A 15,988-nucleotide genomic window follows, 5' to 3' on the forward strand; every position below is an offset into this window, starting at 1 on the left:
TATGACTTTCAAACAAAAAATACATACCCATTACCTGCAATTAGTTCAGGATCGAATCGATGTTTTCAAAGACATGATTGTCGCACTTACCGAAGATTCTAAAAACGATGCTAAAGGTTCAGCCGGAGATAAACATGAAACCGCTTTGTCTATGATGCACATTGAGCAGGAAAAACTCAATCGTAAATTGAGAGAAGTACTGGACCAAAAAACAGTTTTGGATAAAATTGATGCTGGCACAGTTGCCGAAACCATTATTGTGGGGAGCTTGGTAAAAGCGAACGGAATCTATTTGTACCTGAGTGTGGCACTTCCTAAAATCAATGTCGAAGGAATCAATATTATCGCATTATCACCACAATCACCTTTGGGAAATAAACTGATGGGAAATCAAGAAGGATTTACTTTTGAGATAAATGGTACGAAGTATTTGGTTGAGGATATTAAATAAAAATCCGTTATTTACATCCGTCTCATTTGCGTCCCATTTTACAATCCGCAACTTCAATTCTATTTTTAGCGCCTTTCCATTACGGTTTAAACGTAAATTCTATTTTTTAGTTATAAATTATAACTAAAAAGAGTATTTGCGTTTTTCAATTAGAACTATAACTCCATCTTTGCCCTATCAAAATGAACAAAGCAGGTTTCTTTCATAACTTGACTCGAGAGTTTTACTCGAACAGGCGAAGCAAACCTTAAACTTTAAACAAAAAAATTATGTGCGGAATAGTATGTGCCTTTGATTTAAAACAAAAAGCGGAAGTTTTAAGACCGCAAGTATTAGAAATGTCTAAAATTATCCGTCATCGTGGACCGGACTGGAGTGGAATTTTTAGTAATGAAAAAGCCATTTTGTCTCACGAACGACTGGCAATTGTTGATCCTGCTTCAGGGAAACAACCGTTGTTCAGTGAAGACAAACAACTTGTTTTAGCAGCAAATGGTGAAATTTACAACCACAGAGAATTACGTAAACAATTTGAGGGTAAATATAACTTTCAAACCGAAAGTGACTGCGAAGTAATTCTAGCACTTTACAAAGAAAAAGGGCCTCATTTTATAGATGAAATGAATGGGATTTTTGGATTTGCTATTTATGATGTCGAAAAAGACGAGTATTTTGTTGCTCGGGATCACATGGGAATTATTCCATTATACATAGGTTGGGATGAACACGGAACTTTTTATGTGGCTTCTGAATTGAAAGCATTAGAAGGCTATTGTACTAAAATCCAATTATTTCCTCCAGGACATTATATGTCGAGCAAAGATGGCGAATTTGTACAATGGTATAAAAGAGAATGGACAGATTATGATGCTGTAAAAGACAACGTAACCAGCATTGATGAAATCAAAGTGGCTTTAGAAGCTGCTGTTCACAGACAACTAATGAGCGATGTACCTTATGGTGTCTTGCTTTCAGGAGGTTTAGATTCTTCTATTACTTCGGCTGTGGCCAAAAAATATGCGCAAAAACGTATTGAATCCGGAGATGTTGCTGATGCTTGGTATCCGCAATTGCACTCTTTCTCGGTAGGATTAGATGGTTCTCCAGATTTAGCGGCGGCGCAAATCGTAGCGGATCATATTGGAACCATTCACCACGAAATTAAATTCACTATTCAAGAAGGGTTAGATGCAATTAAAGATGTAATTTACAACTTGGAGACTTACGATGTGACTACGATTAGAGCATCAACACCAATGTGGTTGATGGCAAGAGTTATTAAATCTATGGGTATCAAAATGGTGTTATCAGGTGAAGGAGCAGATGAACTTTTTGGAGGATATTTGTATTTTCACAAAGCGCCAAACGCGAGAGAATTTCACGAAGAAAACGTACGTAAATTAGGAAAACTTCACATGTACGATTGTTTACGAGCGAACAAAAGTTTAGCCGCATGGGGAATTGAAGGACGTGTGCCATTTTTAGATAAAGAATTTATGGATGTGGCGATGCGCGTTAATCCACAAGATAAAATGATCAATACAGAACATCCTATGGAAAAGTGGGTGGTTCGTAAAGCTTTTGAAGAGATGTTGCCGCCAAGTGTAGCTTGGAGACAAAAGGAACAATTTAGTGATGGTGTAGGTTATGGGTGGATTGATACATTAAAAGAAGTTGTCGCTGTTGAAATTACCGATGAACAATTAGCAAATGCTAAATATAAATTTCCGTTGCAAACTCCTACTTCAAAAGAGGAATATTATTACCGTTCGATTTTTCATGAGCATTTTCCAAGTGATGCCGCCGCTTTGTGTGTGCCGCAAGAAGCAAGTGTGGCGTGTAGTACAAAAATTGCATTGGAATGGGATGAAGCGTTCAAAAACATGAATGATCCGTCCGGAAGAGCGGTGGCAAGTGTGCATGATGATGCGTATGCAAAAGCATAAATACAATTAAATAAGATTTTATAAATAGATAAAACGCTCTCCCTTTTGAGAGCGTTTTTTTATGAGAAATATATTTCGAGAGTAGTTTAGAATTTGAAGAAACATTATAATTACACATTGTCTAAAATAATTAGGAGGAGTTCTTTATATTAGCAAAACTAAAATGTTTATTATGAGAGATATTACTTTATTCTTTGTTTTATTTTTATTGATTTCGTGTGATCAAAAAAATAAGATTTCCGTTGATACCATTATTACCGGTGCCACTATTTACACGGTCAATAACTCCTTTGAGAAAGCTTCGGCTATGGCAATCGATGAAGGTAAAATTATCGCTATTGGGACTAATGGTGAAATTTCAAAACAATATGAATCCAAGAATACGATAGATGCGAAAGGTAAATTCATTTATCCAGGCCTGATTGATGCACATTGCCATTTTTATAGCTATGGATTGAGCTTGCAGGAATCGGATTTGCGCGGTACCAAAAGCATGAACGAAATAATTTCCCGTTTAAAGGCTTTTCAAAAAGATAAAAATCCAACCTTTATTGTGGGTAATGGTTGGGATCAAAACGATTGGAAAGTCAAAAAATATCCAACAAAAGCAGATTTAGATGTTGCGTTTCCTGATATTCCTGTAGTTTTAAATCGAATCGACGGTCATGCCATTATCGTGAATAGTAAAGCTTTGAAGTTAGCAGGAATCACAAAGGATACGAAAGCTGTTGGTGGTCAGATCGAAATTACAAACGGGGAGCCAACAGGAATTTTAGTAGACAATCCAATGGAATTAGTGTTCAAAATAATTCCAAAACCAACTCGTAAAACACAAATAGCCGCTTTGCTTGATGCCGAAAAAGTGATGTTTGATTACGGATTGACGACCGTAAATGATGCAGGATTGGATCCGGATATTATTCACTTGATGGATAGTTTGCAAAAGGCAAAAGTGATGAAGCTTAATGTATATGCAATGATTACTGCAAATCAAAAAAACATTGATTTATACTTAAAAAAAGGAATTTATAAAACAGATAATCTAAATGTGCGTTCCTTTAAAATGTATGGTGATGGTGCTTTGGGTTCGCGTGGCGCGTGCATGCACAAACCGTATTCCGACAAGCCAGGCGAATATGGCGCTTTGTTGGCACCAATTTCTGGATTAAGCGATGTAGCTAGACAAATTGCAGCTTCAAATTTTCAGTTGAATACACATGCCATTGGCGATTCAGCAAATACGGTGATTTTGAAAATTTACAGAGAAGTTTTGACAGGCACAAAAGACCGAAGATGGAAAATTGAGCACGCTCAAGTTTTGCGTGAAGCGGATTTTGACTATTTCAAATTTGGAATTATTCCTTCGGTTCAACCCACGCATGCCACATCTGATATGTATTGGGCTGAAGACAGATTGGGAAAAGCAAGATTGAAAAATGCCTATGCTTATAAAAAATTACTTCAAAAAGCTGGAATGGTAGCTCTTGGAACTGATTTCCCAGTAGAGGAAGTGAATCCGATGCTTACTTTTCATGCTGCTGTAGCCAGAAAAGACAGTAAGGAATATCCAAAAGGTGGTTTCCAAATGGAAAATGCGTTGACCAGAGTTGAAACTTTAAGAGGAATGACTATTTGGGCCGCCTATTCTAATTTTGAAGAAAAAGAAAAAGGAAGTCTGGAAGTAGGGAAATGGGCTGATTTTGTGATGTTTGACCAGGATTTAATTATGGTGAAAGAGAATATGATAGTAAAAATGAAACCAAGTAATACCTATTTAAAAGGTCAAAAAGTCAAATAATTAAACGGATGCGTTTATGAGTTATAGTTATTATAGTAGGTTTGGTTTTTCTGATAATTAAATTACATTTTTGATGTTAAACGTATTTTTTTGTTTTAAATAGTAACTAAATATCATAATTGTGTTTTGTATTTGTAACTGCTATTGCATATTTGTCGACTTAGAATTGGGAAAAAATAAAAATATAGAGTTATGTGCGGAATATTAGCCATTATCGGAAGAGGAAAAGAGGAACAATTGTTTGGAGCACTTTCAAAAAGAATGACGCATCGTGGTCCGGATGAAAGTGATTTACATGTTACTGAAAAAGGGCATATTTTAAGTCACGAACGATTGTCTATAATTGATTTACATTCTGGAAAACAACCGATACAAGGCACAAAAACGGCCTATATGGTTCATAATGGCGAAATATACAATCATCAGGAATTGAGAGATGGTGTGTTGAAAAGGCATGCTTTTAGAACCAAATCAGATTCAGAGGTTATTGTGCATTTGTACGAAGAGTTTGGATACGATTTTTGCAATATGCTGGATGGCGACTGGGCTTTTGTGGTAGTAGATGGCGATGATTTTATTGCTGGCAGAGATCCAATGGGAGTGAAACCGTTGTATTATGGTTTGGACGAAAGAGGAAGAATCTATTTTTCCTCCGAAATGAAACCTATTGCGGATCAGTGTAAAACATTTTCTACTTTTCCTCCGGGACATTATTATACTCAAAAAACAGGTTTTGTGAAATATTACAAACCGGAATATGAAGATTATTTAAAAGCCGACCAAGAATTAGATTTGGATTTAATCAGGGAAACGTTGACTGAAGCAACTCGTAAGCGTTTAATGAGCGATGTACCCATTGGAGTGTTGCTTTCAGGAGGATTGGATTCTTCATTAACATCAGCAATTGCTTCTAGGTTATTGGCGGAAAGCGGCAAAAAATTACAATCATTTTCTATTGGATTAAATGCGGATGCGCCAGATGCTTCGGCTGCCAGAAAAGTAGCGGAATTTTTAGGGACTGAACATCATGAAATTCATTTTACTGTTGCAGAAGGAATAAAAATCTTAGATAAATTAATCTGGCATTTAGAAACGTATGACGTGACTTCGGTTAGAGCAAGTACACCAATGTATTTCTTGTCGAAAGCGATTACGGATTTAGGTGTAAAAGTGGTGCTCTCAGGCGAAGGAGCCGATGAGATTTTTGGGGGATATTTGTATTTTAGAAATGCACCTTCGGCGGAGGATTTCCAAAAGGAAACTATTGAAAGAGTACAGAAATTGTTTACCGCCGATTTGTTAAGAGCGGACAAATCAACGATGGCGCACGGATTAGAAACCAGAGTTCCGTTTTTAGACAAAGCGTTTTTGGATGTGTCAATTCGCATCAAAGCAGAAGAAAAGATGCCTAAAACGTACGATGGAAAAGAAAAATACATTTTAAGAAAAGCATTTGATACGCCAGACAATCCGTATCTGCCTGAAGAGGTTTTGTGGAGACAAAAAGAACAATTTTCGGATGGAGTAGGATACAATTGGATTGATGAATTAATTGATTATTGTGCTACGCAAGTTACGGATGAGCAATTAGCTGGAGCTGTAGCTGAATTTCCGTATAATTCTCCTACAACTAAAGAAGCGTATTTTTACAGGTCGGTATTTAATAAATATTATCCGCAAGTAAGTGCGGCACAAACGGTTAGGAAGTGGATTCCAAAATGGCAGGAAAACCTTGATCCAAGCGGAAGAGCGAATGCGGCACACGTTCAGGCAGATACTGAAATTGCCAAAATAGGAGTTGTAGTTTGAAACAATAATTTAAATTTTTTATAAATGAAGAACGCTCTCAATTTTGAGAGCGTTTTTTTGTAATTATATGAACAAATGTTAATAACTTAAGGGCTTTAAAAGGGAATTTAACGGTTATATAATTTGCGTTTTTATATATTTGCGTGTTAGACAAAAAGTACATTTTTTTTAGAATAAAATATATATGAGCGAAGAAATCAAGAAGGACAGTTATTCAGCAGATAGTATTCAGGCATTAGAAGGAATGGAACACGTAAGGATGCGTCCTTCGATGTATATTGGAGATGTGGGAGTTCGAGGTCTGCATCATTTAGTGTATGAGGTTGTGGATAACTCTATTGATGAGGCAATGGGAGGCCATTGTGATACCATAATAGTTGATATTAATGAAGATGGATCCGTTTCTGTTGAAGATAATGGGCGTGGTATTCCGGTAGGAATTCATAAAAAAGAAGGGGTTTCAGCATTAGAGGTTGTAATGACCAAGATTGGTGCCGGAGGAAAATTTGACAAAGATTCGTATAAAGTTTCCGGTGGTCTTCACGGTGTAGGGGTTTCGGTGGTAAATGCATTGTCAAACCATTTGAGAGCTACAGTTCACAGTAGTGATGGTAAAATATACGAACAAGAATACGAAAAAGGGAAAGCATTATACCCGGTTAAGCAAATTGGAGAAACGACTAAGAGAGGGACAATTGTTACTTTTTATCCGGATCCAAGCATATTTACCCAAACTATTGAGTATTCGTATGATACTTTATCGGCTCGTATGCGTGAATTATCTTATTTGAATAAAGGAATCACGATTACATTTACGGATAAAAGAGAATTTGATAAAGACGGAAATTTTGTTTCAGAAGTATTTCATTCTGACGAAGGTTTAAAAGAATACATCCGTTACTTAGATGGGAACCGTGAGCCAATTATTGCGCACGTAATTTCTATGGATCATGAAAAAGGAGAAATTCCGGTAGAGGTGGCGTTAATTTACAATACCAGCTATACGGAAAATATTTTCTCGTATGTGAATAATATCAATACGCATGAGGGAGGAACGCATTTGCAAGGTTTTAGAACCGGTCTTACAAGATCGTTAAAGAAATACGCAGATGCTTCCGGAATGTTAGACAAATTGAAATTTGATATTTCAGGAGACGATTTCCGGGAAGGATTGACCGCTATTATTTCGGTAAAAGTGCAGGAGCCACAATTTGAAGGACAAACGAAAACGAAACTTGGGAACAGAGAAGTTGTTTCTCCTGTAAGTCAAGCGGTAAGTGAGATGATTGAAAACTATTTGGAAGAAAATCCAAATGATGCCCGTATCATTGTTCAAAAAGTTATTCTTGCAGCACAAGCACGTCACGCAGCCAAAAAAGCACGTGAAATGGTACAACGCAAAACCGTAATGGGTGGCGGTGGATTGCCAGGAAAATTATCAGATTGTTCAGAACAGGATCCAGCAAAATGTGAAGTATACCTTGTCGAGGGAGATTCGGCGGGAGGAACCGCAAAACAAGGTCGTGATCGTGCGTTTCAAGCTATTTTACCTTTGCGTGGTAAGATTTTGAACGTAGAAAAAGCAATGCATCACAAGGTTTTTGAAAACGAAGAGATTCGAAATATATTTACTGCGCTAGGCGTTACAATAGGAACTGCCGAAGACAGCAAAGCATTAAATATCGAAAAATTACGCTACCACAAAGTAATCATTATGTGTGATGCCGATGTCGATGGTAGTCATATTTCTACTTTAATCTTGACGTTCTTCTTTAGATTTATGAAAGAATTAATCGAACATGGGCACGTATATATTGCCGCACCGCCTTTGTATTTAGTTAAAAAAGGAAACAAAAAAGAATACGCATGGAATGATTTACAACGTGATCAAGCAAATGAAAGAATGGGCGGAAGTGCAGGAATTCAACGTTATAAAGGTCTTGGAGAGATGAACGCAGAGCAATTATGGGAAACTACAATGGATCCAAGTTTTAGAACATTGCGTCAGGTAACTATTGACAGTTTGGCGGAAGCCGATAGAGTTTTCTCAATGTTAATGGGTGATGAAGTACCACCACGAAGAGAATTTATTGAGAAAAATGCAGTTTACGCAAATATTGATGCGTAACGTAACGTAATCATCCGTTTTTATTCTAATAGAATAACGCAAAAAAAGTAACCAAATTAACAAATAACCGAATAAACTTTAAAATATGAAAGTTACCATTGTAGGAGCAGGAAATGTAGGAGCAACATGTGCGGACGTGATTTCTTATAGAGGAATTGCCAGCGAAGTAGTACTATTGGATATTAGAGAAGGTTTTGCTGAAGGAAAAGCGTTAGATATCATGCAATGTGCTACCAATACTGGTTTTAATACCAAAGTATCAGGTGTTACCAATGATTATGCTAAAACAGCAGGAAGTGATGTAGTGGTAATTACATCTGGAATTCCAAGAAAACCAGGAATGACTCGGGAAGAATTAATAGGAATTAATGCAGGAATCGTGAAAACGGTTGCTGAAAATGTATTGAAGCATTCACCGGATACTATTATAGTGGTCGTTTCTAATCCTATGGATACCATGACATATTTGGCATTGAAATCTACGGGATTACCAAAAAACAGAATTATTGGAATGGGTGGAGCGTTAGACAGTTCTCGTTTTAGAACGTATTTGTCTTTGGCTTTAGACAAACCGGCCAATGATATTTCAGCAATGGTTATTGGGGGACACGGAGATACTACTATGATTCCTTTGACACGATTAGCATCTTATAACGGAATTCCGGTTTCACAATTTCTATCGGAAGAGGAATTGCAAAAAGTAGCTGCCGATACAATGGTTGGTGGAGCTACACTTACAGGACTGCTTGGAACATCGGCATGGTATGCTCCAGGAGCTTCCGTTGCTTTCTTGGTGGATAGTATTTTAAATGATCAAAAGAAAATGATTGCATGTTCTGTTTTCGTTGAAGGAGAATATGGTCAGGATGATATCTGTATTGGTGTTCCGTGTATTATTGGTAAAAATGGAGTAGAAGAAATTCTTGACATTAAACTAAATGATGCTGAAAAAGCCTTATTTGCTAAAAGTGCAGACGCTGTCAGACAAATGAATGACGCTTTAAAATCGATTTTGGTATAAAAATTTACATATAAAAAAGAGAAGACTGCATCTTTGCAGTCTTTTTCTTGAGATTAATCTATAAATAAATTGGTTAATCTTACCGTTAATTATATATTTGCTCGGTTTAAAAAAAATGAAGTAGCTCGATATATTCTTTTATAATATAAAAAACGAATGTAAAGTGTTCTTTCATAAGGTTTAAAGCAAAAATAAATAAATATAAAATAATTAATTTTTAGTAATAATGCAGAATAAAGGACTTATTAAATTTTTCGCAATTCTATTTGCATTGGTAAGTATTTACCAACTTTCGTTCACTTTTGTCGCGAGCAAAATTAAAAATGATGCGAAATCTTTTGCGGGTGGAAACCCTGATAAAGAAGCTAAATATTTAGATTCTATTGGTAAAGAAAAAGTATTTAGCCTTGGGTTTACTAATTTTACTTATAACGAAGTAAGTGATAAGCAAATCAACAAAGGTCTTGACTTAGAAGGAGGTATTAATGTAATACTTCAAATATCTGTTAAAGACATATTGAAAGGTTTATCGAATAACTCAAAAAATCCGGTTTTTAATAAATCTTTGGCTGATGCAACAGCAAATTTAAAAGGAAATCAAACCTATTTAGATGCATTTTTCAATGCTTTTGAAGCGAATTCAAAAGGGACCGTAAAATTAGCTTCTCCTGATATTTTTGCAAACAGAAGTTTGCAAGGTGAAGGTGGAGTCGATTTTCAAATGACCGATGCTGAGGTCGAAAAAGTAATCAAAAGAAAAGTAGATGAGTCTGTAGAAAGTGCTTTTGGTGTATTGAGAGAGCGTATAGACAAATTTGGTGTTACCCAACCTAACATTCAAAAATTAGGGGAAACGGGAAGAATTCTTGTAGAACTTCCAGGGGCTAAAGATGTAGACAGAATTAAAAGATTATTACAAAGTACCGCTCAACTAGAGTTTTGGGAAACATATAAAATAGAAGAAATTGGTAATTTTTTGATGGCAGCTAACGAGTCATTGAAGAAAACTGAAATCAATATTGCCGAAGTTAAACCTGTTGTGAAAGATTCTTTGAGCGCTTTGCTTTCGGATGGTAAAGATTCAGCTGACGCAAAAAAAGGAAATAATCCTTTGTTTGATAAAATCATTGGTCAAGGTGGAGGCCCAGTTTTGGGACTTTTCTCTCCAAAAGATACAGCTGTTGTAAACGGATATTTAAAAAGAGCGGATATTAGAGTTTTATTGGCTGCAGACCAGCGGTATGTGAAATTTGTTTGGGGAAAACCTTTGACTATTAAAGACGATAAAGCAAAAGCTGTTGAAGCAGTAGAATTATATGCTTTAAAAGGAAACCGAGACAATGTACCTGCAATGGCTGGTGGTGTGGTTACTGATGCAAAAGATACCTTTGACCAATCAGGTAAACCAGCGGTTTCGATGCAAATGAACGGACAAGGTGCAAAAGCATGGGAAGAATTAACTGGTAGAGCTTACACTCAAAAAAGTAATATTGCTATTGTTCTTGATAATGTGGTGTATTCTGCACCAGGAGTTTCTACAGGTCCAATTTCAGGTGGTAGGTCTGAAATTTCAGGAGCTTTCGATGTTACAGAAACTAAAGATTTAGCAAATGTATTGAGAGCAGGTAAATTGCCGGCTGCCGCAGATATTATTCAGTCAGAAGTGGTAGGGCCATCCTTAGGTCAGGAAGCAATTGATAACGGGACTAATTCTGCTTTGTTAGGATTGCTTTTAGTGTCACTCTGGATGATGATTTATTACGGTAGAGCAGGTTGGTATGCTAATATTGCATTAGCGGTTAACTTACTTTTCTTATTCGGAATTTTAGCAAGTATTGGTGCAGTTCTTACATTGCCAGGTATTGCAGGTATCGTATTGACAATGGGAACAGCTGTTGATGCGAACATCATTATCTACGAAAGAGCAAAAGAAGAGTTGCGTGCGGGTAAAACACTAGAAGAAGCCGTTAAAACTTCCTACAGCTGGAGAGGAGCAATGTCCTCGATTACGGATGCCAATGTTACGCATATTTTGACCGGAGCCGTATTGTTCATTTTTGGTTCAGGACCAATTAAGGGGTTTGCTACTACGTTATTAATCGGTATTATAACCTCATTGTTTACTTCTATTTTTATTGCGCGAATTTTTATTGACTGGAACATTAGTAAAAAGAACAATTTGACGTTTGTTACTAATTTCTCTAAAAATATGTTTGTCAATTTCAAGTTTAATTTCTTGGGAGTTAAAAAATGGACGTATTTATTTTCTAGTATTATAGTTGTTATCAGTTTTACTTCATTAGCAATTAACGGTCTTGATGAAGGAGTCGACTTTGTAGGAGGGCGAACTTTTCAGGTGCGTTTTGAAAAAGCAATTGAAACTGAAACCGTAAAAGCAGAGCTAGCGGAAGTTTTTGATGGTAGTGCCGAAGTAAAAGTTTTTGGTAGTGATAATCAATTGAAAATTACCACTAAATACAAAGTGGAAGAGCCAGGAATCAAAGCAGACGAAGAAGTAAATAAATTATTGTTTACTACTTTAAAACAACATTTTTCAGCTGATATGACGTATGATAAATTTGTTAATGCTTATGATGGTAAAAAACTCGGTATTTTACAAGCGTCTAAAGTAGGGCCAACAGTTGCTGAAGATATTAAAACCAATGCTTATTGGGCGGTTCTTGGAGCAATGGCAATCGTATTTTTATATTTGATGATCAGTTATAGAAAATGGCAATACAGTTTAGGAGCGATTGCTGCTGTTGCCCACGATGTTATTTTTGTGCTAGGAATTTATTCATTGTGCTATAAATTTATGCCTTTTGGTATGGAAATCGATCAGCATTTTATTGCTGCGATTCTAACCGTTATTGGGTATTCTATGAATGATACAGTTATTGTATTTGACAGGGTTCGTGAATATTTAGCCGGAAAAACTAAAGGTTCTTTCTCTGAAATCGTAAATCAATCTATTAATACAACGATGTCAAGAACTATCAATACCTCTTTGACGATGATTGTGGTGTTGTTGATCATGTTTATTTTTGGAGGAGAATCTATCAGAGGATTTATATTTGCTATGTTAGTTGGTATCATTGTAGGGACATACTCTTCATTGTTTATTGCAACACCAGTACTTGTAGACACCATCTCAAAAGAAGATAAAGACAGAGTCGAAAAGGCGCATCTAGAAAACTAGAAACAGCTTTTTATACCAATTAAAAAAAGAGATTCAGCGAAAGTTGAATCTCTTTTTTTATTTGTAACTTTAAACATGATTTTAATTCCTTTTTTGAAAACTGTATAATCAGATAAACGAAAATACTAGTAATTATGCGGATTAAAGTATTAGTTATTTTAGTTTTAGTCCTTTGTACAATTCCATTTTATGCCCAAGAAAAGGCAAGTAAAGTTGATTTGGGTTTTTCGTATGGAATGGGAAATGAATTTAAAAACAGAAATTATACCTTTACAAATCAGTCTTATAAGGTGCAATTTTATTATGTTGTAAAACAAACGAAGAATTTTAAATACGCACTAGTGCTTCAGCCAGAAATTAATTTTGCAAGCCATCAACTCCTAAATATTTATTTTGTGGAGCCTGATGATCCGGATTATATTGCAAAACGGGAGCGCTATACAAAGCTAAAAGATGTAAAAGAGTACGTTCTTAATCTTGGCTTTTTAGTGCGAAAACCAGTCTTTAAATCGGCGAGTATTTATGTTTTAGGGAGCATAGGTCCAATGATTACAGATACAGAAACGGAACGACTCTCCAAAGGTTTTGCCTTTTCAGATGTTTTAGCGGTAGGATTTACTTTTAGGTTTAAGGGTGTGACTTTAGACGTAAGACCAAATATTCGTCATGTGTCTAATGGGGGATTACAGAAAACCAATGCGGGATATACGACTAAAAACATTGACTTTGGGTTCTCCTTTTCGTTATAAAGAAAGCGTTAGCTACTAAGATGCAGCTAACGCTTTTTTTTGTTGTAACGTATTGTTGTTTAGTTTGTTATTTCTTTTTCTGACGTAAGAATAAAATACAGTCCTATAAGAATAAAGGGGATACTAAGCCATTGTCCGGTTGAAAATAAACCTAAAGCACTTTCAAAACCGCCTTGACTTTCCTTAACAGATTCTACTATAAAACGGACTGTAAATAAAAGAACCAGGAACATACCAAATATAAATCCGGTATACCTTCTTTTTTCGGTTTTCCAATACAGGAAAAATAAGACTGCAAAAACAAAAATATAACAGAATGCCTCGTACAATTGAGTAGGATGTCTTACCGGAACTTGTTCCAGTAAAGAGACAAATTTAGGGTCGTTCGCAATGGCTGAGTACGCAGCTTGAGGATTGGGTATTTGAGTCGCATTGACCGCGTCCATAGCACTAAAATGGTCTTTCAAGAATTTTATTCCAAAGTCAGAAGTCGTTTTATGACCAATAATCTCCGAATTAAAAAAGTTACCCAATCTGACGAAAATAGCACCGCTTGCAACAGGAATAACCACCCGGTCCAAAATCCATAACTGGGGTTTTTTCAATATATTTTTACTGTAAAAATACATAGCAATAATTATTGATATGGCAGCACCATGACTTGCTAAACCTTGAAAACCTGTGAATTCCCATCCTTTTATAATGTATAAAATCGTTTCGTTTGGATTTTCTCGTATTGGCATAAAAATTTCCAATAAATGATTGCGATAATACTCCCAATCGTAAAAGAAAACGTGACCCAAACGTGCACCAAGTAAGGTCGCTAATACAGTCCAGATAAATAACGAATCTAATTTTTCTATTGATTCCCCTTCACGATCAAAGATATTTTTCATAATATACCAGCCTAATCCAAAAGCAATTACAAACATTAAACTGTAATAACGAATGATAAAAAAGCCTAAATCAATTCCTTCTGATGGATTCCAAACGATGTTTAAAGCGTGTGTCATGTATTGTATTTTATATGTTTGACGTAAAAATAGAGATTAAATGTAAAATTCGTATTAAAAAAGAGAATCTTTATGGGTACATGATTTTTTGGGAACCGGATCATAGCCGGTTTTTCCCCAAGGATGGCAACTAAAAATACGTTTTATACCTAAAAACCCGCCATAAAACAAACCGTGGGTTTGTAAAGCTTCAATCATATACGAGGAGCACGTGGGTTCAAATCTACAAGCCGCAGGTGTAAAGGGTGAAATAGCCACTTGATAGAAACGAACCAATAGTAAAAATGGGTAAATGATGATTTTTGATAACATGATTTTAAAATTAAAACTTCTCTGTTGTTATTCAAAATTATTTTTCAGTTGTAATCGATTTCGGTATTTAGCGAACTAGATACTAAACGAAGTTCCTTCTTTACCATCTTTTAACTGAATTCCTAATACAATTAATTGATCCCTTATTTGGTCAGAAAGTGCAAAATTCTTATTGTCGCGAGCTTGTTTTCTCATTTCAATAAGCATATTGACCGTTCCTTCTAACTTATCGTTATTGCTGTCCGAGACTTTTTCGTCTTCTAATCCTAATACGTCAAACGCAAATGCATGCATTGTTTTTGCAAAATGGTTTAAATCTTCCGCATTCAAGGTCTCTTTTTCATCCTTTAGTAAATTGATAAAACGTACACCTTCAAACAACTGCGCAATCAAAATAGGAGTGTTAAAATCGTCATTCATTGCATCATAACAGGTTTGTTTCCAAGCCGGAATGTCAACGGTGCTTTTTGTGTGAACAGTGATTTCTTTCAACGAATTCATCGCTTCCATCAATCGTTTGTATCCTTTTTCGGCAGCAACAATGGCATCATCAGAAAAATCAAGAATACTTCTGTAATGCGCCTGGAGCATAAAAAATCGTGCTACTGATGCTGAAAAAGCTTTACTTAAAACGGTGTTTTCTCCAGTCAATATTTCTCTTGGCAAAATATTATTTCCCGTAGATTTTGCCATTTTTTTTCCGTTCAAAGTCAACATATTGGCGTGGAGCCAATAATTAACCGGAGTTTGACCGGTACAGGCTTCGTTTTGTGCAATTTCACACTCATGATGCGGGAACTTTAAATCCATTCCGCCACCGTGAATGTCAAAATGATTGCCTAAGTATTTAGTGCTCATTGCAGTACATTCTAAATGCCATCCAGGAAATCCATCACTCCAAGGCGAAGGCCAACGCATAATATGTTGAGTTTCCGCTTTTTTCCAAAGCGCAAAATCCTGTGGATTTCTCTTGTCACTTTGCCCGTCAAGATCGCGGGTATTGGCTAGCATATCCTCAATGTTTCGGCCACTTAATCTGCCGTAATGATTGGTTTCATTAAATTTTACCACATCAAAATAAACAGAGCCATTGGCTTCATAACCAATTCCTTTTTCAATTATGGTTTTGATAATTTCAATTTGCTCAATAATATGTCCCGTTGCAGTAGGTTCGATACTTGGTGACAAAAAGTTAAAAGCATTCAGAATTTCATGAAAATCAACCGTATAGCGTTGCACTACTTCCATTGGTTCGAGTTGTTCCAGACGTGCTTTTTTGGCAATTTTATCCTCACCTTCATCCACATCGTCCACAATATGCCCCACATCCGTAATGTTTCTAACGTAGCGTACTTTGTATTCTAAATGCAAAAAATACCTAAAAATCACGTCAAAAGACATAAAGGTACGCACATTTCCAAGATGTACATTGCTGTAAACTGTAGGTCCACAAACATACATTCCTACATTTCCTTCATGAATAGGTTTGAAAATTTCTTTTTCTCCTGAAAGAGAATTGTATATTTTTAGATTTTGGCTATTGTATAATGGCATTGTAGATT

The 15,988-nt window shown here is 36.0% G+C and carries 11 protein-coding genes; 8 read left to right on the forward strand and 3 right to left on the reverse strand.

Annotated elements, in window-relative coordinates:
* The first annotated feature begins 1 nt into the window (after position 1).
* The 8 genes from EKM03_RS06465 to EKM03_RS06500 all read left to right on the forward strand — a co-directional run bounded on the left by EKM03_RS06465 (position 2) and on the right by EKM03_RS06500 (position 13,101).
* Positions 2 to 451, forward strand: coding sequence for a hypothetical protein (locus EKM03_RS06465; protein WP_126564263.1), 450 nt, complete (start codon positions 2 to 4; stop codon positions 449 to 451).
* 269 nt (positions 452 to 720) lie between these two features.
* Positions 721 to 2,397: an asparagine synthase B gene (gene asnB, locus EKM03_RS06470; protein ID WP_126576411.1), complete on the forward strand. Its 1,677-nt coding sequence runs from the start codon at positions 721 to 723 to the stop codon at positions 2,395 to 2,397.
* Positions 2,398 to 2,569: 172 nt separating this feature from the next.
* Positions 2,570 to 4,195 (forward strand): amidohydrolase, encoded by a 1,626-nt coding sequence (locus EKM03_RS06475; protein WP_126740054.1) that lies wholly within the window; start codon positions 2,570 to 2,572, stop codon positions 4,193 to 4,195.
* A 192-nt stretch (positions 4,196 to 4,387) separates the two neighbouring features.
* Positions 4,388 to 6,004 carry an asparagine synthase B gene (gene asnB, locus EKM03_RS06480; protein WP_126740055.1) on the forward strand — a complete coding sequence of 539 codons (1,617 nt, stop codon included), beginning with the start codon at positions 4,388 to 4,390 and terminating at the stop codon, positions 6,002 to 6,004.
* 184 nt (positions 6,005 to 6,188) lie between these two features.
* A complete protein-coding gene (gene gyrB, locus EKM03_RS06485) occupies positions 6,189 to 8,132 on the forward strand; it encodes a DNA topoisomerase (ATP-hydrolyzing) subunit B (protein WP_126740056.1) in 1,944 nt (647 codons plus the stop codon).
* A gap of 85 nt (positions 8,133 to 8,217) precedes the next feature.
* Entirely contained in the window at positions 8,218 to 9,153 is a 936-nt protein-coding gene (mdh, locus tag EKM03_RS06490; RefSeq protein WP_126461042.1) for a malate dehydrogenase, read from the forward strand.
* A 226-nt stretch (positions 9,154 to 9,379) separates the two neighbouring features.
* On the forward strand, positions 9,380 to 12,352 hold the full coding sequence (secDF, locus tag EKM03_RS06495) for a protein translocase subunit SecDF (RefSeq protein WP_126740057.1): 2,973 nt from the start codon (positions 9,380 to 9,382) through the stop codon (positions 12,350 to 12,352).
* Between the two features lie 134 nt (positions 12,353 to 12,486).
* The gene (locus EKM03_RS06500) at positions 12,487 to 13,101 is read left to right on the forward strand and encodes an acyloxyacyl hydrolase (protein ID WP_126740058.1); all 615 of its coding nucleotides are present in this window, start codon (positions 12,487 to 12,489) and stop codon (positions 13,099 to 13,101) included.
* Between the two features lie 59 nt (positions 13,102 to 13,160).
* Here the strand turns inward: EKM03_RS06500 and lgt are convergent, their stop codons facing one another.
* The 3 genes from lgt to cysS all read right to left on the reverse strand — a co-directional run bounded on the left by lgt (position 13,161) and on the right by cysS (position 15,980).
* The gene (gene lgt / locus EKM03_RS06505) at positions 13,161 to 14,114 is read right to left on the reverse strand and encodes a prolipoprotein diacylglyceryl transferase (protein ID WP_126454092.1); all 954 of its coding nucleotides are present in this window, start codon (positions 14,112 to 14,114) and stop codon (positions 13,161 to 13,163) included.
* Positions 14,115 to 14,168: 54 nt separating this feature from the next.
* Positions 14,169 to 14,426, reverse strand: coding sequence for a membrane protein insertion efficiency factor YidD (yidD, locus tag EKM03_RS06510; RefSeq protein ID WP_126454090.1), 258 nt, complete (start codon positions 14,424 to 14,426; stop codon positions 14,169 to 14,171).
* Between the two features lie 75 nt (positions 14,427 to 14,501).
* On the reverse strand, positions 14,502 to 15,980 hold the full coding sequence (gene cysS / locus EKM03_RS06515; RefSeq protein WP_126740059.1) for a cysteine--tRNA ligase: 1,479 nt from the start codon (positions 15,978 to 15,980) through the stop codon (positions 14,502 to 14,504).
* Between the last annotated feature and the right edge of the window lie 8 nt (positions 15,981 to 15,988).

This window comes from Flavobacterium sp. GSP6 (genome assembly GCF_003984855.1).
Lineage (GTDB): Bacteria > Bacteroidota > Bacteroidia > Flavobacteriales > Flavobacteriaceae > Flavobacterium.